A 16,877-nucleotide genomic window follows, 5' to 3' on the forward strand; every position below is an offset into this window, starting at 1 on the left:
CGACGATTACGGACGATAGGCATTCGCCAGAGCGACAAATTCTTCGACGCTCAGCGTCTCGGCGCGGCGTGTTCCGTCAATGCCGGTCTTTTCAAGAAGGGCAGCGCCGCCGATTGGCTTCAGGCTTTGGCGCAGCATTTTCCGCCTTTGGCCGAAAGCAGCCTGGGTCACCTGACCGAGCGCCGCAGCATTGCAGGGCAGCGGATTTTCCAACGGTACGATGTGAACCACCGATGACATGACTTTCGGTGGCGGCGTAAAGGCCTGCGGCGGCACGTCGAAAGCGATTTTCGATTTTGTTCGCCAGCCTGCAAGCACGCCGAGCCGGCCATAATGATCACTGTCAGGCGCTGCCACGATGCGCTCTGCCACTTCGCGCTGGAACATCAGCGTCATCGAAGAATAGAAGGGCGGCCATGGCTCAGACAGAAGCCAGTTCAGCAGCAATTGCGTGCCGACATTATAGGGCAGATTGGCGACGATCCGTGGCTTTGGCCCGTCGGGAAACAGTGTCTTGAAATCCTGCTCCAGCGCATCGCCGGAAATGATCCGCAGGCGGCCTGGATAATGCGCCTCAATCTCCGCCAGTGCCTCAAGGCAGCGTTCGTCGCGCTCGATTGCTGTTACATAGGCGCCTTGCGCCAGAAGGGCGCGGGTCAGCCCGCCGGGGCCGGGACCAACCTCGATGACGGGCTGGTCTTTGAGGTCACCTGCCTGACGAGCGATCTTGGACGTCAGATTGAGATCGAACAGAAAATTCTGCCCGAGCGACTTCTTCGGCATCAGATCATGCCGTTCGAGGACTTCGCGGAGCGGGGGCAGATTGTCGATGCTCATGCCTTGGTACCTGTCGTATTTTCTGCCAGCTCGTGGGCAAGACGGATCGCTGCAATCAGGCTGTCGGGCCGCGCAATGCCTTGACCTGCAATGTCAAACGCTGTGCCGTGGTCCGGCGAGGTGCGGATAAAGGGCAGGCCGAGCGTCACATTAACGGTTTCGTCGAACGCCAGCGCCTTGGCCGGAATCAGTGCCTGATCGTGATACATGCAGATCGCAGCATCGTAAGCCGCACGCGCCTGGCGGTGGAACATCGTATCGGCGGGCAGGGGGCCGCGCACATCAATGCCGTCGCGCAAGAGCTGTTCCACGGCGGGGCGAATGATCGCGTCATCTTCCTTGCCGAGTGCTCCGCCTTCGCCCGCATGGGGATTGAGGCCGGAAAGCGCCAGCCGCGGCTTGGTAATGCCAAACCGTTCGCGCAGTTCGCGCGCGGTGATGCGCGACACTTCCAGAATGTTCTCGGTCGTGAGCTGTCGCGGCACCTCGGCAAGCGGAATGTGAATGGTCACCGGCACTGCGCGCAATTGCGGTCCAGCCAGCATCATCACAGGCGTGATTTCGGTACCAACGTGACGGCTTGCAAGTTCGGCCAGAAATTCCGTATGGCCCGGGTGCCGGAAACCGGCTTCATAAAGCGGCTTCTTGGCAATCGGACAGGTCACGACAGCGGACGTCTCGCCAGCGAGCGTGAGAGCGACGGCACGTTCAATTGCTTCAACTGTACCGGCTGCATTCTCCGCCAGCGGGTTGCCGGGACTCTCGGTGTGCTTGTTGACGAGCGGCAAGACGGGCAACGCACGAGCAAAAACGCTCCGCGATGCTGCAGCATCTGCAACCGCCTCGATCTGGACGTCTAGCTTAAGAAGCCGCGCACGCGCGTCCAATTGTGCGGGATCTGCCAGCAGCACGAAGGGCGGCAGGGACAGTTCATCCCGCTTGAGCCAAACAGCCAGCGCGATATCCGCGCCAACACCGGACGGATCGCCGATAGTAACCGCGAGCGGAAGGACAGACTTTGCACACATGGCTTTGATTCCAAAAATAAAAGCTGGCAACCGGAAGGACCGTGCCAGCTCATATCATTGCCTTTTCCTGAACGACAGCTTTACTGTCGCTGGAATTTTAGCGATTAACGACGGTGGCCTTCTTGCGCAACTCATCCAGATATTTGGTGGAGAGTGCGTCCGCCTTCTTTTCCTGACCTTCCGGCGAGTCTGCTCCCTCCATGGAGAAAACGAGCTGGGCGACGCGGTCGTCCGACAGCTGTCGCGTGGCGCAGACTGCAAGGAACTCGACACCCTTTTCGGTATCGTGCGGGGGTGTTGTCCGGCCTACGCCGGCTGCCTTCACGTCCTTGGCCCACTCGCCCGGAAGCTGCTGTTCGATAATGCGCCCAAGATCGCGGACGGTCACATCGATGATGCCCTTTGCCTGCTGGCGCGTTGCGTCACAGCTCTGGAAGCGTGAACGAAGCGCATTGGCTTCCTGACGGCGCTTGGCGAGAAGTGCGGGAGACCGCTTCGAGGTCGGGACAACGAAAATCACCTGCTGGAGATGATATTCCGTCGCGACCGGCTTCTTGCCGCCATCCTTCAGCATCCGCTGCACGGCATCCTGCTCACTAACCATGCCGGTTGCACGGAAGCGAGCGCTGACGAGGCGGCCCCAGCCCATCTGGACCATGATGTATTTTTTGAAGTGATCCGGCGTAACGCCTGCCTGATTGAGCACCTGGTTCATCTGGGCAAGGGTCAGCTTGTTGCGGGATGCAAAGCCCGCATAGGCCTGATCGACTTCCTGATCGGAAACACTGATGTTGCGGCTCTTCATCTCGATCCGCTTCAGCATTTCGTCAGTCAGTTCCTGACGGGCGAGCTGGTTGAGATTGCCGCCCTTGCGTTGCAGCTTCAAAAAGGCAACCCGGCGCTGAATATCACCATTGGTGATGGCATTGCCGGATACGACAACCTTGACCTCACCTTCCCCAGCGGCAACTGCCGAAGAAGGAAGTGCAACCGTGCCGAGCGCCGTCAGGCAGACAGTCGCGCTTAACAGGGAGGCGAAAAGAGGTCTTGCAAACATCATCTTGTTTCCCGATTTCCTTGCGGTCGGTGAACGAAACCCGTCACCGGATGTGTTCATTCGGTTTCGGATATGCTTGTCATCGAGCCGCAAGAGTATCGGAAACCAACTATAGTGCTGTCTGTATAGAGGAGGCAGTGCGGCGAAACAATGACCCTCGCGCATTTTACAAGACGATTGAGGGCTGCTTACTGAACGAAACCGCAATTTCTTGGAGAAGGCGATTTCTATGCGAAATGCCCCAGAAGCACAGATGACCGGAAACACAAGAATATGTTTCCGGTCATCGATTCTTAGAATGTCTGGTTGCCGCTGCCGATGTCGCCGAGCGTGCGCAGCGAAATATTGAACCCGATACCGTGCGAAGCCTTATCTTCACCCGGATTACGCGTCTGCGTGTAAGCCATCATATAGGTGAAGCACTCATCGTCATAGGCAAGGCCAGATGACGCACGGACCAGCGTGCTGGACACAAGGTCATAGGTACCAGATCCGAACACGCGCCAGTTAGCGTTTACCTTGGCCGAAGCGGTGCCCGTCACTTCCTGACGCAGATCGTTATAGCCATAGGCAGGCTGCGGCGTGATGTAAGCGTATTGCGCCGTCAACGTCAGCTTCTTCCAGCTCTGCTGTACTTCAAGTTCGCCACGACGCACGGACAGGCTGTCCTTGTCGAAACGGCCACGCGCAGCAAGCGCCAGACCAGTCGAATTGGACGTGCCGATCATTGCGACATAGTCGGAACGTGCGCTGTCGAGGCCCGAATCCGCACCGACATTCACGAAATCGCTTGTCGCATACGAGTTCAGACCGCCAAGCTGGAACGACTGACCAGCCAAGGCATACAGCGACCAGTCGCTATTGTTGAAGTTTCCGGAATAGCGGAAGCCGAGATTGGCACGTGTGCCGCCTTCAACGCGGTCATAGCCGGAGAACTTGTCACGCGAGAACAGGTTCGTCGCGTCAAACACGAAGCTTTGCGCGTCTTCGTTCGGCAATTCACCGGCATAACGCTCATTGTTGCGCACATAGATCTGCGCAATCGGTTCAATGATATGCGTTGAACTGGTGGTCGAGAACAATATCGGCCAGCGCAATTCAAGACCAGCAGTCGCCATTGCACGAAGCGCTTCCGAGCGTACGACCGCGGCCGTATACTCGCTCATATTTGTATCCAAACTGGTATTCGTGCCAATTGCATCAGCGCGCAACGCGAGCAAGGGCGTGATAACCAAACCGGACGGCGTAATGTAAGTGCGTTTCCATTCCGCTTCGCTGGTGAGGCGGGCACTCGTGCCGCCAAAGCCCGGAATGCGCGGATAAAACCGCGAATCACCCTGAGGTGTCGCGAAATTCGAATTCTCGCGATAAAGCGCTTGCAGATTGGTATTGATATTCAGCTCGCCGCCATAGACAGGTTCAGGCAGCGTGTAGGAATAATCAAGGCTCGGGAAAACCCAAGGCTGCTTCGAGTGAATCTCGCTTGGATTATTCGGTAGCAGGGACTCCTGGACATTGAAGCGATAGAAATTCAGATCGAAGTAATTACGATTGTTGATGCCGGTCAGGTAAATCTTCGAAACCTGCGTGCCAGCATTATATCCTTCGAGATTATAGGTACGGCTGAAATTGCGATCACTCTGGGCCATGACATCCCAGCCGTAACGCCAGCGCGAATTGATCTCAAAATCGCCTTTTGAAGCGATCATACCGCGATTGTCGACATCGCGATCAACGGTTGCGTCATCGAATTCGCCGGGCTTGGCCTGATGCATGCCCGCGATACGCAGATTATAGGTGCCGTTCTCCAGACGATGACGCCACTCGGCTTCGTTCAGGAAGCCCTGCTTCGTGTAATAGGTCGACGAAAGGGTAACGTCATAATTCGGCGCAAGAGCCCAGAAGTAGGAGTTCTTGATGCCAAAGCCCAGATCGTCCTTGTAAGCGAAGCCGGGGAACAGGAAGCCGCTCTTGCGCTTCACCGTCGGGTCAGCCATTTCGAAGGCAGGGAACCATGCCAGCGGCATGCCCAGGAATTCGAACTGGCCGCGTTCGAAACGCACGGTCTTGGTGGTGCTGTTCCAGATGATCTTGCGGGCCTTGATCTGCCACAGAACAGGCCTGTCGGGGTCTTTCTTACACGCTTCGCAAGCCGTGTAGACGCCGTTATTGAATGTTGTGATTTCACCGTTGCTGCGCTCGGCGCTTTCAGCGGCAAAACGTGTATTGTCGGTTGTCTCGACGCGCAGGCCGTTTACAAAGCCGTCGCGGAAACTGTCGGTGACATCCATATGATCGGAATAGATCTTGTTGCCGTCACGCTCGACGACCTCAACATTCCCGGTCGCGGTCATGCGGCGGGTCTGCTGATTATAGGTCACCTTATCGGCAACAAGGCGATTGCCGTCATACTCGATCTTGACCCGACCTTGAGCGGTAACGGTGTTTACATCACGATCATAGACAAGCTCATCGGCCTGCAGAAGCATCCGGGCATTCGGATCGCTCTTGTAATTGGCTCCAAGAGTCTCCTGCGCCAAAGCGGGCGATGGCATGACTGCGACAGAAATGAAAGGCAAAGCAAGGACGCACGCCAAAGCAGTCCCACGCGAGAAGCGCGAGAGCAGATGGGGCAATACCATGCGGGTGTTACTCAAACCCACTAACCATCCTCCTTATGCAACAAAAAGGAGACACCAAAGAATGTCGCAATAATCACAGGAACCCAGGCAGCTACAAACGGCGGAACGAATCCCGCATTGCCGAATGCTTTGACCAGTACCGAAACGACATAAAGCATGAAGCCAGCGACAACGCCACCCAGAATCATCGCACCGGACTGACCGAAACGCACAAATTTCAGGGACACTGTTGCAGCAATGAGAGTCATCGCCATCAGAAGCGCCGGCAAAGCCAGAAGTGACTGGTATTGCATGTCAAATGCGTTTGCCGAATAGCCGAATGAACGCGCGACTTCGATCTTGTGTCGTAATTCGGTGAAGGGAATCGTATCGGGAGAAGCGAGCTTCTCTTCGACATATTCCGGACGCAGCTGCGTAGGGATAGCAAAGCTGGCCATTTTCTTGGGCTCTTCGCCACGCGCGAATCGCGTCACGTCGTTGAGCTGCCAATGACCATCCATCAGCTGTGCGGTGCGGGCGTCGTAGCGCACGCTGATATTCTTTTGGCCGTCGAACTGGATGAAAGTCGCGTCAGCAAGCGTCGCGCCCTGATCCAGAATGCTCTTTGCGCCAATGATGGTTTCACCTTCATCGGTCTTCTGGCGAAGCCATGGATCGCGCAGCGCGGCAACATCGGTAGTCTTGCCGTTTTTCCACGTTGCCGCAATTTCCTCAGCCTTGGAGAAGCCATAAGCGGCGAGCGGATTGAGTATGAAAATCGTCGCGACACCGAACAGAAGCGCGCCGAGGCAGGCTGGCAGCAGAAACTGCCAGGCTGAAACGCCGACCGAACGAGCGACGACCAGCTCATATTTGCGGTTCAGCGAAATCAGTGTTGCCATGGCCGAGAACAGCGCCACGAATGGAATCATCTGCTGCATGATGAACGGCACGCGCATGGCCGAAATGCCAAGTGCCGCCCAAACCGTATAATCGGGCAGATTTGAAAGTTTGCTGGCGTTCTCGGTAAAGTCGAGAAGCATCGAAAGCGCGAAAATGCCCAGCAGAAAATAGAAGGTGATCTGCACGTAACGCGTGAAGAAGTAGCGACCAAGCGTCCAACCGATCATGCCTGACCTCCCGCATTGCCACGGAAGCGGCCCATCACGCGATCATAAAGATCGGAAACGATCTGCTTGAGCCGGTCAAAGCTGTCGAGAAGCCGGTCATTCCACTTGCTGGGCAGCCCGATGCTGCGCCCGGTCGCCAGCGCAAAGCCGGTTACAAGCATGACGGCGATCGGCACGAGATACATGACGAGAATATAGGCTTCTTCCTTGTCTGCGCGGTCAGACGCGAAATACCCGGCCCAATAGACGAGCAAAGCAGTACTGATGGCCGAAAAGGATGCTGAAACGCGCGCTTCACGATGCGAACGGGAATCGCCTGCAAAAGCCAGCGCGATCATGGCGAAGACCACCGGATAGAGCCATTGCGTCAAACGTCGATGCAATTCCGCCTTGTAACGGAGTGGGCGCGTTTGCAGGATCGGATCGTTTGGATCCGGATTGAGCAGATAGGACAGCGGACGGTCTTTCGCATAGATCACGAAATCGTCGCCAGCGGACGCAAACTGGCTGAGATCGAATGCGTAGGAATCGAATTTGATGATCGAAACCGTGCCATCGGAAACGCTGCGGCGCTGCACTTCGCCATTCTGCATCAGAAGCATATTGGCGCCGGTATCCGTCGTGGCGATGCCGCCATCGGCTGCATAGTAGATGAGATCAAGCGACGGATCGCGGGAATCGGCGATGAAAAGACCGCCGATGCTGCCATCGGCACGGCGCTCAGCCACCTGAATATAGAGATTATCGGCCAGCTTGCGGAAACTGCCTTCCTGCACGATCAGATTGACGAGGTCTGCGCTGGCATTGGCGATCATGGCGCGCATGTTCATGCGCGCATAGGGATCGACATAATTTGCGACCAGAAACGAAACGATAGAAATCACGGCGGCCAGCATCAGAATCGGGCGCATCACCGCACTGCGGGGCGCGCCAGATGCATTGATGACGACAAGCTCGGAATCCTGGTTCATCGTTGATAGCGTCTGCGTGATGGCGATGATCAGCGCAAAGGGCATCACCAGCGGAATGGCAGACGGGATCAAAAGCGAACTGAACTGAATGATCGTCTGAAAAGTCTGGCCGCTGGTCGTCAGAAAGTCGATGCGCTGAAGCACCTGCACCGTCCACGTAATGCCCACCGCTGCGCCGAGCACAGCGAGGAACATGATCGCCACGCGGCGCAGGATGTACAACTCTATCAATCGCATAGGTGGAGTCTACATCCCGGTTCCGTTGAACGAGCCCATTCACAATTATGGAACGGCACTCGCAATAATGAACTTAATCTAATGCCGCTTGGCTAAGATTGCCCGAATAAACGCAGTTAACAGATTACTAAAAGCGAAGCGCTGGCGCTAGCTCCCGTCTGTTAAAAGGATTGAACTGCCTGAGGCAACATGTTTCTGCGCAACTGCTGAATGAAAAGACCGAGGTGTGACCAGGATATCGATTGCATTTGATGACGGTTCGCCCAAGTTAACGCAAAACTGATAAGGAAGGGCTTGCACCCTTGCTGTTTCGCCATATTCGTCTCACATGAGTGGGGAAAAGTCGCGACACAATCGTGTCATTTATCAATCGGCCATCGGTTTGGAGTTATCATGTCTAAACGTCCTTCGATTTCTTTCGGCGAGTTTGAAGCACCGGAAAAAGGCGTAGCCATCGTTCTGGTTGCCAAAGGCGGAGGCTTCGCTGAAGAAGCGGCAAAGGCCGTCGGCGGGGCGGAAAAGATTGCGCGCATCCTCGAAATCTCCGATTTCACCGGCGCATTGGGCAAAACGGCTGAAGCAATTGAAACGACGGCTGGCGGCATCGACAAGATCGTTCTGGTCGGCGTCGGTGAGCCGGGCAAGCTTGGGAATGACGACTGGCTGAAGATTGGCGGCGCGGCATTTTCGCGAATCGGCAAATCAGAACGCGCGACGGTCACGCTGGCCCTGCCGGAAACGACGATTGCTGGAGATGAAGCAGCCGACGTGGCGTTGGGCATGATCCTGCGCTCCTACAAGTTCGACCGTTACAAGACGCGCAAGAACGAAGAAAACGCCGAACCGAAGCACGCTGCGAAGATCACCATCAATGTTGCCGACACGCACAGCGCGAAGAAGGCCTTCGAAGTAGCGGAAGCCATCTCGGACGGCGTCATTCAGGCACGCAATCTGGTCAATGAACCGGCCAATGTGCTCGGACCTGTGGAATTTGCCGAAGAAGCGGAAAAGCTTGAGAAGCTCGGCGTCAAAATCGAGATCCTCGGGGAAAAGGAAATGAAGAAGCTCGGCATGGGCGCGCTTCTCGGTGTTGCGCAGGGTTCGGTGCGTCCGCCACGTCTCGTCATCATGGAATGGCAGGGCGTGAAGGGCAAAGAAAAGCCGGTCGCTTTTGTTGGCAAGGGCGTCGTGTTTGATACGGGCGGCATTTCCATCAAACCGGCTGGCGGCATGGAAGACATGAAGGGCGACATGGGCGGCGCTGCTGCCGTGACGGGCCTGATGCGTGCGCTCGCCGGACGCAAGGCCAAGGTCAACGCGATTGGCGTGATCGGCCTTGTGGAAAACATGCCCGATGGCAATGCACAGCGTCCGGGCGACATCGTCACGACCATGTCTGGGCAGACCATCGAGGTTATCAACACTGATGCCGAAGGCCGTCTGGTGCTGGCTGATGCGCTGCACTACACCAATGATCGCTTCAAGCCGCGCTTCATTATCAATCTGGCTACGCTGACCGGCGCGGTCATGGTGGCGCTTGGTCAGTATCATGCGGGCCTGTTCTCGAATGACGACGAGCTGGCAGACCAGCTTTACGATGCGGGTCAGGCAACGGGCGAAAAGCTGTGGCGTCTGCCGCTCGGCGCCGAATACGACAAGATGATCGATTCGAAATTCGCCGATATGAAGAACAGCGCCGGTCGCTACGGCGGCTCGATCACCGCTGCGCAGTTTCTGAAGCGCTTCGTGGGCGAAACGCCTTGGGCCCATCTCGACGTGGCAGGCACGGCAATGGGATCACCGGCAAACGAATATAGCCAGACCTGGGCGTCCGGTTATGGCGTACGTTTGCTCGACCGCCTTGTCCGCGATCATTTCGAGAGCTAAACTTCTTTTGGAAACAAGAAGATGGGGCGGAAATGTGAATCATTTTCTCCGCCCCGCTTCGAAAACTGTTCTGGAATGTGAATGGCAGAAATCCTGTTCTACCATCTGACGGAATCGACACTCGATGAAGCCCTGCCGGGTCTCGTCGAGCGGTCGCTTGGGCGCGGCTGGCGCGTGACGGTGCAGACCGTCAGCGAGGAGCGACGCGATGCTCTCGATAATCTGCTGTGGACCTTTTCCGACACGTCCTTCGTTGCCCACGGCACTGATGCGGAACCGCACCCGGACCAGCAGCCTGTCCTGCTGACGACGACGGAAAACAATGCCAATGGCGCAACCGTCCGCTTTCTGGTCGAAGGCGCGGGGCTGGAGCAGGTTGGCAATTATGAACGGCTTGTGGTGATGTTCGACGGTCACGATCAGGACCAGCTCGATATTGCACGCGGGCAATGGAAAGCCTTCAAGGCGGAGAATCACGATTTGACTTACTGGCAGCAGACGCCGGATCGCCGCTGGGAGCGGAAAGCCTGATGCGTCCGGTTTTTGTTGCGATGATCGTGGCGGGTGTCGGGCTTGGCCTTGGCTATCCCTGGTATATGCGCCATTTCACCGGCAGCGAGATCGGTCGCTGGAATATGCTGGAAAATCGCCAGAGCGGCTTCAAGGTGCAGCAAGTGCGTCTTGAGGCGGGCGATGCGCCGGTGCGCGTTTTCATTGATGCCACGCCTCTGCCCGGCTATGTCCCGGTGGAACGTCGGTCCGCGTTGACGCTTGCCGTCAGCCGCGATGGCCAGCCGGTTCTGTCGCAGGGGCTCGATTTTGTGTCCAACAGCAGCTCGATCAATACGGACCGCCCGCAGGATGGAACGCCGCTGCGCCAGAGTGCAGGCGATATCGATCCGGTCATTCCGGGCCAATATGCGTTTCGTCTCGTTCAGGGCAATACGGACGGCCTGCAGATATCGAAGGCCGATCTGGTTCTGCGCCGTGGGGCGGAAACGCCGGACGAAACCTTTACGACCATCGGTCTGGTTCTGGGCGTGCTGGGCGTTTACGGCCTGATGCGCACCCGACTGCGCCGACAGAGCTGAGCCATGCAGTTCGTTCGCACCGTTACAGACCGCTTGCTTCTGCTTCTTCTGTCGGCTGTGCTGGCATTTATTGCCTTGTTTCCGCTTGAGCGGCTGGGCATTTTCGGTTCGTCTTTTGAAGGGTCGAGCGGTTACGCCGCAATCTATTTCGGGTTCCCGATCCTGACCGTTATTGTCGCGGTTCTGGCGGTTCGGTTCGCGCCAAGGCCGTTGCCGCTCTGGGCGCGCATCGTCGGATGGGTGCTGCTGGCGCTTTTATTTGTGTTTGGATTTCTGTTTTAGACGATGGCGGATTTAGAGCGCGTTTCGATCTGATTGCATCAGATCGGCGCTCTAATTCTCTGTTTGACGCGCATCTTTTCCGAAAACCGTTTCACACTTTTCGGGATGCGCTTTAATCCGCCATCGCCTCTTCATATTCCGATGAAAGCTCCAGCCACTTTTCTTCCGCACTCGCGAGCGCGGATTTCGCATCACTCATATCCTTATTGATGCGAATGGCTTTCTGAGGCTCTTTCTCATAAAGCGCCGGGTCTTCCAACTGATTGGCGAAAGCTTGAATCTGTTTCTGCAGTTTCTGCATCAAGCTCTCGGTTTCCTTAATCTTTTTCTGCAAGGGCGCCATGGCTTCACGCTTCTGCGCGGCAAGCTTGCGCTGCTCCGCCTTGTTGACCTTCGGACCTTCGTCGCGTTCGGAAGCCGTGTCGCCCTTTGCATCGGCCAGAACGATCTGGCGATATTCGTCGAGATCGCCTTCAAACGCCTTCACACCGCCTTCGCGCACCAGCCAAAGCCGCTCCATCGTGGCTTCGATCAGATGGCGGTCGTGCGCGATCAGGATGACAGCACCGTTGAAGGCATTGAGCGCGTGGACCAGCTCTTCACGACTATCGATGTCGAGATGGTTGGTCGGTTCGTCGAGGATTAGAAGGTTCGGGCCGTGGAAGGTCGCAAGTCCCATCAGCAGACGCGCTTTCTCACCGCCGGAAAGGTCCTTCGCAGGCGTCAGCATCTTTTCGGTCGAAAGCCCCATCCGCGCCACGCGAGAGCGAACTTTGGCCTCCGGCTCGGTCGGCATCAGCTTGCGCACATGCTCGATGGCGTTGTCTTCCGGCACCAGATCATCCATCTGATGCTGTGCGAAAAACGCCACTTTCAGATTGGGCGAGATGGTCAGCGTACCGTTTTCCGGCTTCAACCGTCCCGCAATCAGCTTGGCCAGTGTGGACTTACCATTGCCGTTCGAACCGAGCAGCGCGATGCGGTCATCATTGTCGATGCGCAGCGTCACATTGCGCAGCACCGGCTTGCCCGGCACATAGCCGACATCGGCGTGGTCCAGCGCGATGATGGGCGAGGCGGCCTTCTTTTCCGCATCCGGAAAACTGAAGGGCTGCACATGGCTGTCGACATAAAGCTCGATGGGCTTCAGCTTCTGCAAGGCCTTGAGGCGGGACTGCGCCTGCCGGGCCTTGGTGGCCTTGGCGCGGAACCGCTCGACAAAGGATTCCATATGCTTGCGGTGCGCTTCCTGCTTGGCATGCGCCTTCTGCTGCAATTCCAGCATTTCGTGCCGCTGACGTTCGAACTGATCATAATTGCCGCGCCAGAAGCTGATTTTCTTCTGGTCGAGATGCATGATCGACGACGTGGCCGAATTCAGGAGGTCGCGATCATGGCTGATGATGATGACGGTGTGCGGATAACGCTTCACATAGTCGACCAGCCACAGCACACCTTCAAGATCGAGATAGTTGGTCGGTTCGTCGAGCAGCAGCAGGTCTGGCTCGGAAAACAGAACCGCAGCAAGCGCCACGCGCATGCGCCAGCCGCCGGAGAAGGCCGAGGCCGGACGCCGTTGCGCTTCGGCACTGAAACCGAGACCGGACAGGATCGCGCCTGCGCGCGCTTCCGCCGAATGGGCGTCGATATCGGCCAGTCTTGTGTGGATTTCCGCAATGCGATGCGGATCGGTCGCCGTTTCAGCTTCGTCGAGAAGCGCTGCACGCTCCTTATCCGCCTTCATGACGATTTCGATCAGCGGTTCTTCCGTGCCGGGCGCTTCCTGTGCCACCTGACCGATGCGGGTGTTCTTCGGCACGGATACGCTGCCCGTTTCAGGCGCGAGATCGCCGGTGATCACCCGGAACAGGGTGGACTTTCCCGTGCCGTTGCGACCGACGAAACCGGTCTTCGACCCGGCAGGCAGCGTCACGCTGGCATGATCGATCAGAAGGCGTCCGGCGATGCGGACGGAAATGTCATCGAGAATAAGCATGGACTGGCTTTTGCACGGCTCTGCGCATTTCCGCAAGTATCAACATCAATCAGGCGAAGCGGCGGCCGCCTTCCGTGCGCTGGAATTGCGCAAGGTCGAGCGAAGGGGCGTCTGTGCCGAGCCGTGTCAGAGCCGCATGGATCTGGCCGCGATGGTGGGTCTGGTGATTGAACAGATGCGCCAGCGACGGTGCAAGCCGCTGGCTCATCGTGCGCATGTCTGACACCGTGGTATAGGTAAAACGCCCCGCGAGCTTGTCCGCGTCCAATCCGTCGGTATAGCGGCAGATACGTTCATCCTCTGCGTGGCGCAGATCGCGCAGCGTGATGAAATTGTCGGTAATGATGGCGTCGAGCTGCTTTGGATGGTCGCCTTCGCCGGTAAACCGCTTCATCCAGATGCGGTCCGTAACCAAAAGATGGTTGAGCGTGCGATGGATCGAGCCGAAAAACAGGCCGAGATCGAGCCGGTATTCCTCGTCACTCAAATCGGCAGCGGCGGCATAGAGCAGTTCATTGGCCCAGCGATTATACCACGCAAACATTTGAAAATGCTGTTCCATATAATTCCCCCGCTAACCGACAGCCTGAATCAGAATGGCATTATCTATGCCTTCAAATTTCTGCCGTCTCAAGCTGCTAGGCGGTGCCGGGTGGTTCTGAAGCATAATCCGACCGGAGTGAAACGAGGATCGATAAGATTATGCGCTAAACGGCGCGGCCTCTTGGCAATCAGGCCTATCGACGGTATAGAGCCTCACTTTTCTAAAATTTCCCAGCAAACAAGGTGTCATAATGGCAATCGAACGTACCTTCTCCATGATCAAGCCCGACGCGACCCGCCGCAACCTGACCGGCGCAATCACCGCCAAGCTTGAAGAAGCTGGTCTGCGTGTTGTCGCTTCGAAGCGCGTCTGGATGAGCCTGCGTGAAGCACAGGGCTTTTACGCTGTTCACAAGGACCGTCCTTTCTTCGGCGAACTGACTGAATTCATGTCGTCGGGCCCGACGATCGTTCAGGTTCTCGAAGGTGAAAACGCAATCGCCAAGAACCGTGAAGTCATGGGCGCAACCAACCCTGCAAACGCAGACGCTGGTACGATCCGCAAGGAATTCGCTCTGTCGATCGGCGAAAACTCGGTTCACGGTTCGGACGCTCCGGAAACCGCTGCCGAAGAAATCGCTTACTGGTTCTCGGGCACCGAAATCGTCGGCTAATCCGATCCGCATGCATGAAAAAAGCCGGGCGCGAGCCCGGCTTTTTTGTATCTTCTCGTAAATTAAATCAGAGATTTTGCGCCAGTGTCGCGATCTCTTTGCCGTCCTGATCAAGAAGGACGAGTTTACCCACGGTATCGATCTTGTAGGACCGCGTTTTCGTCAATGTATCGAGAAATTTACGTTCCTGATTCATGAGCGCTGGCGGGCATTGCATGTAAGTCGAACCGACATCGGCGAAGGAAATCGTTTCGCCCGTCACCGTCGCTTTACTGAAATAGCGATTGCAGCCGCCGGAACCGCTGACAGAGCCGTCGGGGGTGACTGTCAGCGTGGTCTGGGCATTGTCGATGACGCCACCGCCCTGAATGTCTTCCGCCAGCCAGTCCTTGCCTTCGATACCGATGGATACGGTCTCGTCTGCGCTCTTGCGCACCATGACGACGCGCATCTCAATCGGAGCGCCGGGATTGGCAGGATCGATGGTGTAATTCTGATCGTTGACGAACCAGAGCGTGTCGCCAGCGGTGATGCGGGCTTGCAGGGCATAGGTATGGCCCGGCTGAATCTTGTCTGTGTCGAAATTGATCGCGAAGGGGATCGGAGATCCTTGTGCGGATTCGATGCGGGTTTCGGCAATCGTCTTGGACGGCGCATCGGCAAGCGAGATATCTGCAAGCTGCACCGTCAGCTTGGCTTCCGGCGGCAGAGCGATGCGTTCGCGATACATGACCTTGCCACTGACTGTTTTCTCCGCAGCAATGCTGCTCGTCGGCATGGACGTGGTCAGGAACAAGGCTGCGCCACCAAGCGCGCCAAGGCCGACCGCGAGCGCCGCGGCAATTGAAAGAGTGCTCTTCAGTAGTTTTCGCATTCTTAAAGTCCGAAACCTCGTTCCTGCGCAGTCGGGAATATTCTCCCAATGTGGCAGTGTTGCCGTGCCCGTCGCTCCGTCCGCGATCCGCGTCTGACAGGAGCTTGATTCACTCCGCAGACAATAATGAAATCTTCATGTGAAAATTGTGGCAGCACAAGTAAGTGCCACCCAAATTACCCTTTATTTTAGGGGTTTAAATAGTTAATTCGTGCTTAAAGAGAAACAGAGTTTTCTGCAAATAGATCAAGGCGCTGATCGGGCGGATCAAGTATTTTGCGATTTGTCCCATCGCTTTCGACTTAATTCGTCGTCATCCTTGGCTGCGACCCAACCATCTGCAGTGCCGTCAGCGAGATGTTCGCGCTTCCAGAATGGAGCGCCGGTCTTCATGAAGTCCATCAGAAAAGAGGCTGCTTCGAAAGCGGCAAGGCGGTGCGCCGATGCGGTCGCAACGAGCACAATATTGTCGCCGGGCTTGATCAGCCCGTAACGGTGGATGACGGATATGCCCAGAAGCGGCCAGCGCGCCATCGCCTGTTCGGCAATGCGCCTGATCTCGGCTTCCGCCATTCCGGGATAATGTTCGAGTTCAAGCGCGGAGAGGCGACCATTTTCATCCCGGCAAAGCCCGGAAAAGGTGACTATGGCGCCAATATCCATGCGTCCAGCGCGAAGTTTTTCCACCTCCGCCGTTGCGTCGAAATCTTCTTCGCGAACGCTGACGAACAGCGGGCAAATCGGCTGCCCGCCCATCTCAGCCACCCGTCATGGGCGGGAAAAGGGCAACCTCGTCCCCATCCTGGATGAGTTCATCATGTTCGGCATGTTCCTGATTGATTGCTGCGCGGATAACGTCGCCATGCTCGAAAGCGGCTTCATATTCTTCGCCACGGGTTTTCAGCTGGCTAATGAGTTCGCCGACCGTCACTTTCGGGGCAGGGAGGACGATGAGGTCTTCACCCTTGCCGATTTTCTCCCGCACCCAGGCGAAATAGACGACTTTGACGCTCACGAGCTTAATCCATCACATGCTTGAGGCCTGCCTTGAAGTAATCCCAGCCCGTATAAAGCGTGAGGATTGCCGATATCCAGAGCAGGAGAATGCCCAGTTCTGTTACATAGGGCATGATTTTATCACCGGCGGGGCCAGCCAGCAAAAAGGCCAGTGCAACCATCTGCGCTGTGGTCTTCCACTTCGCCAGACGTGAAACGGGCACGCTGACTTTGAGTTCCGCAAGATATTCGCGCAGGCCTGAAACCAGAATTTCGCGGCAGAGGATGATGATTGCCGCCCACAGGGTCCAGCCCGCAATGGTGCCATCGGCAGCCAGAAGCAGCAGTATCGCAGATACGAGAAGCTTGTCTGCGATCGGGTCAAGCATGCGCCCGATCGTAGAGGTCTGCTTCCAGATGCGCGCAAGATAGCCGTCGAAGAAATCGGTGATGCTGGCCACGATAAACAGGCCGAGAGCGGTCCAGCGGGCAAAGTCGCTGGATTCGAGGCGCCCCTCCACAAAGAAGCACAACACCACAAGCGGCACGGCGACAATCCGTCCGTAAGTGAGAATGTTGGGCAAGGAGAGGGTATGTTTGTTCTGCATTGTTCCGCCGTAACCGTTATTTTGTGCACATCAACAGGGATGACC

At 56.7% G+C, this 16,877-nt stretch carries 17 protein-coding genes; 5 read left to right on the top strand and 12 right to left on the bottom strand.

All coding sequences use genetic code 11. The annotated features are described in order from the left end of the window. Window positions 1-6 precede the first annotated feature (6 nt). From rsmA to lptF, 6 genes are all read right to left on the bottom strand, one after another. On the bottom strand, window positions 7-837 hold the full coding sequence (gene rsmA / locus FGI60_RS14440) for a 16S rRNA (adenine(1518)-N(6)/adenine(1519)-N(6))-dimethyltransferase RsmA (RefSeq protein ID WP_138785805.1): 831 nt from the start codon (window positions 835-837) through the stop codon (window positions 7-9). Then, window positions 834-1,865 (bottom strand): 4-hydroxythreonine-4-phosphate dehydrogenase PdxA, encoded by a 1,032-nt coding sequence (gene pdxA / locus FGI60_RS14445; protein ID WP_138785806.1) that lies wholly within the window; start codon window positions 1,863-1,865, stop codon window positions 834-836. Before pdxA ends, rsmA begins: the two co-directional genes overlap by 4 nt. 97 nt (window positions 1,866-1,962) lie before the next feature. Further along, entirely contained in the window at window positions 1,963-2,925 is a 963-nt protein-coding gene (locus FGI60_RS14450) for a SurA N-terminal domain-containing protein (protein WP_138785807.1), read from the bottom strand. A gap of 290 nt (window positions 2,926-3,215) precedes the next feature. Continuing rightward, window positions 3,216-5,564, bottom strand: coding sequence for an LPS-assembly protein LptD (locus tag FGI60_RS14455; protein WP_138785919.1), 2,349 nt, complete (start codon window positions 5,562-5,564; stop codon window positions 3,216-3,218). A 20-nt stretch (window positions 5,565-5,584) separates the two neighbouring features. Beyond that, on the bottom strand, window positions 5,585-6,673 hold the full coding sequence (gene lptG / locus FGI60_RS14460; RefSeq protein ID WP_138785808.1) for an LPS export ABC transporter permease LptG: 1,089 nt from the start codon (window positions 6,671-6,673) through the stop codon (window positions 5,585-5,587). After that, window positions 6,670-7,881 carry an LPS export ABC transporter permease LptF gene (gene lptF, locus FGI60_RS14465; protein ID WP_138785809.1) on the bottom strand — a complete coding sequence of 404 codons (1,212 nt, stop codon included), beginning with the start codon at window positions 7,879-7,881 and terminating at the stop codon, window positions 6,670-6,672. Before lptF ends, lptG begins: the two co-directional genes overlap by 4 nt. 393 nt (window positions 7,882-8,274) lie before the next feature. Here lptF and FGI60_RS14470 point away from each other — a divergent pair, with 393 nt between their 5' ends. The 4 genes from FGI60_RS14470 to FGI60_RS14485 all read left to right on the top strand — a co-directional run bounded on the left by FGI60_RS14470 (window position 8,275) and on the right by FGI60_RS14485 (window position 11,141). After that, window positions 8,275-9,768: a leucyl aminopeptidase gene (locus tag FGI60_RS14470; RefSeq protein WP_138785810.1), complete on the top strand. Its 1,494-nt coding sequence runs from the start codon at window positions 8,275-8,277 to the stop codon at window positions 9,766-9,768. A gap of 81 nt (window positions 9,769-9,849) precedes the next feature. Beyond that, window positions 9,850-10,299, top strand: coding sequence for a DNA polymerase III subunit chi (locus FGI60_RS14475; protein WP_078340737.1), 450 nt, complete (start codon window positions 9,850-9,852; stop codon window positions 10,297-10,299). Continuing rightward, a complete protein-coding gene (gene bspB, locus FGI60_RS14480; RefSeq protein ID WP_138785811.1) occupies window positions 10,299-10,859 on the top strand; it encodes a type IV secretion system effector BspB in 561 nt (186 codons plus the stop codon). The genes FGI60_RS14475 and bspB overlap by 1 nt, the downstream gene beginning before the upstream one ends. A 3-nt stretch (window positions 10,860-10,862) precedes the next feature. Beyond that, window positions 10,863-11,141, top strand: coding sequence for a DUF4175 domain-containing protein (locus tag FGI60_RS14485; RefSeq protein WP_138785812.1), 279 nt, complete (start codon window positions 10,863-10,865; stop codon window positions 11,139-11,141). 112 nt (window positions 11,142-11,253) lie between these two features. Here FGI60_RS14485 and FGI60_RS14490 read toward each other — a convergent pair whose 3' ends face one another. Both FGI60_RS14490 and FGI60_RS14495 read right to left on the bottom strand, forming a co-directional pair. Then, window positions 11,254-13,137 (bottom strand): ABC-F family ATP-binding cassette domain-containing protein, encoded by a 1,884-nt coding sequence (locus FGI60_RS14490; RefSeq protein WP_138785813.1) that lies wholly within the window; start codon window positions 13,135-13,137, stop codon window positions 11,254-11,256. Window positions 13,138-13,186: 49 nt separating this feature from the next. Continuing rightward, window positions 13,187-13,699: a DinB family protein gene (locus FGI60_RS14495; RefSeq protein WP_138785814.1), complete on the bottom strand. Its 513-nt coding sequence runs from the start codon at window positions 13,697-13,699 to the stop codon at window positions 13,187-13,189. A 232-nt stretch (window positions 13,700-13,931) separates the two neighbouring features. Between FGI60_RS14495 and ndk the strand changes: the two genes are divergently transcribed. Continuing rightward, window positions 13,932-14,354, top strand: a complete 423-nt coding sequence (gene ndk / locus FGI60_RS14500) for a nucleoside-diphosphate kinase (protein WP_109368676.1) — start codon at window positions 13,932-13,934, stop codon at window positions 14,352-14,354. A gap of 67 nt (window positions 14,355-14,421) precedes the next feature. On the opposite strand, the gene FGI60_RS14505 is transcribed toward ndk, so the two are convergent. The 4 genes from FGI60_RS14505 to pgsA form a co-directional block, all read right to left on the bottom strand. Next, window positions 14,422-15,228: a YbaY family lipoprotein gene (locus FGI60_RS14505; protein WP_138785815.1), complete on the bottom strand. Its 807-nt coding sequence runs from the start codon at window positions 15,226-15,228 to the stop codon at window positions 14,422-14,424. A 267-nt stretch (window positions 15,229-15,495) separates the two neighbouring features. Then, a complete protein-coding gene (locus tag FGI60_RS14510) occupies window positions 15,496-15,984 on the bottom strand; it encodes a molybdenum cofactor biosynthesis protein MoaE (protein WP_138785816.1) in 489 nt (162 codons plus the stop codon). A 1-nt stretch (window position 15,985) separates the two neighbouring features. Continuing rightward, window positions 15,986-16,243: a molybdopterin converting factor subunit 1 gene (moaD, locus tag FGI60_RS14515; RefSeq protein ID WP_138785817.1), complete on the bottom strand. Its 258-nt coding sequence runs from the start codon at window positions 16,241-16,243 to the stop codon at window positions 15,986-15,988. Window positions 16,244-16,247: 4 nt separating this feature from the next. Then, window positions 16,248-16,832: a CDP-diacylglycerol--glycerol-3-phosphate 3-phosphatidyltransferase gene (gene pgsA, locus FGI60_RS14520; protein ID WP_138785818.1), complete on the bottom strand. Its 585-nt coding sequence runs from the start codon at window positions 16,830-16,832 to the stop codon at window positions 16,248-16,250. Window positions 16,833-16,877 lie beyond the last annotated feature (45 nt).

It is taken from the genome of Brucella haematophila (assembly GCF_005938105.1).
In the GTDB taxonomy this organism is placed as follows: domain Bacteria; phylum Pseudomonadota; class Alphaproteobacteria; order Rhizobiales; family Rhizobiaceae; genus Brucella; species Brucella haematophila.

Bases quoted from the DNA above. Each gene is read 5' to 3' on its own strand.
- rsmA (WP_138785805.1), bottom strand. From the start codon at position 837: ATGAGCATCGACAATCTGCCCCCGCTCCGCGAAGTCCTCGAACGGCAT.
- pdxA (WP_138785806.1), bottom strand. From the start codon at position 1,865: ATGTGTGCAAAGTCTGTCCTTCCGCTCGCGGTTACTATCGGCGATCCG.
- FGI60_RS14450 (WP_138785807.1), bottom strand. From the start codon at position 2,925: ATGATGTTTGCAAGACCTCTTTTCGCCTCCCTGTTAAGCGCGACTGTC.
- FGI60_RS14455 (WP_138785919.1), bottom strand. From the start codon at position 5,564: ATGGTATTGCCCCATCTGCTCTCGCGCTTCTCGCGTGGGACTGCTTTG.
- lptG (WP_138785808.1), bottom strand. From the start codon at position 6,673: ATGATCGGTTGGACGCTTGGTCGCTACTTCTTCACGCGTTACGTGCAG.
- lptF (WP_138785809.1), bottom strand. From the start codon at position 7,881: ATGCGATTGATAGAGTTGTACATCCTGCGCCGCGTGGCGATCATGTTC.
- FGI60_RS14470 (WP_138785810.1), top strand. From the start codon at position 8,275: ATGTCTAAACGTCCTTCGATTTCTTTCGGCGAGTTTGAAGCACCGGAA.
- FGI60_RS14475 (WP_078340737.1), top strand. From the start codon at position 9,850: ATGGCAGAAATCCTGTTCTACCATCTGACGGAATCGACACTCGATGAA.
- bspB (WP_138785811.1), top strand. From the start codon at position 10,299: ATGCGTCCGGTTTTTGTTGCGATGATCGTGGCGGGTGTCGGGCTTGGC.
- FGI60_RS14485 (WP_138785812.1), top strand. From the start codon at position 10,863: ATGCAGTTCGTTCGCACCGTTACAGACCGCTTGCTTCTGCTTCTTCTG.
- FGI60_RS14490 (WP_138785813.1), bottom strand. From the start codon at position 13,137: ATGCTTATTCTCGATGACATTTCCGTCCGCATCGCCGGACGCCTTCTG.
- FGI60_RS14495 (WP_138785814.1), bottom strand. From the start codon at position 13,699: ATGGAACAGCATTTTCAAATGTTTGCGTGGTATAATCGCTGGGCCAAT.
- ndk (WP_109368676.1), top strand. From the start codon at position 13,932: ATGGCAATCGAACGTACCTTCTCCATGATCAAGCCCGACGCGACCCGC.
- FGI60_RS14505 (WP_138785815.1), bottom strand. From the start codon at position 15,228: ATGCGAAAACTACTGAAGAGCACTCTTTCAATTGCCGCGGCGCTCGCG.
- FGI60_RS14510 (WP_138785816.1), bottom strand. From the start codon at position 15,984: ATGGGCGGGCAGCCGATTTGCCCGCTGTTCGTCAGCGTTCGCGAAGAA.
- pgsA (WP_138785818.1), bottom strand. From the start codon at position 16,832: ATGCAGAACAAACATACCCTCTCCTTGCCCAACATTCTCACTTACGGA.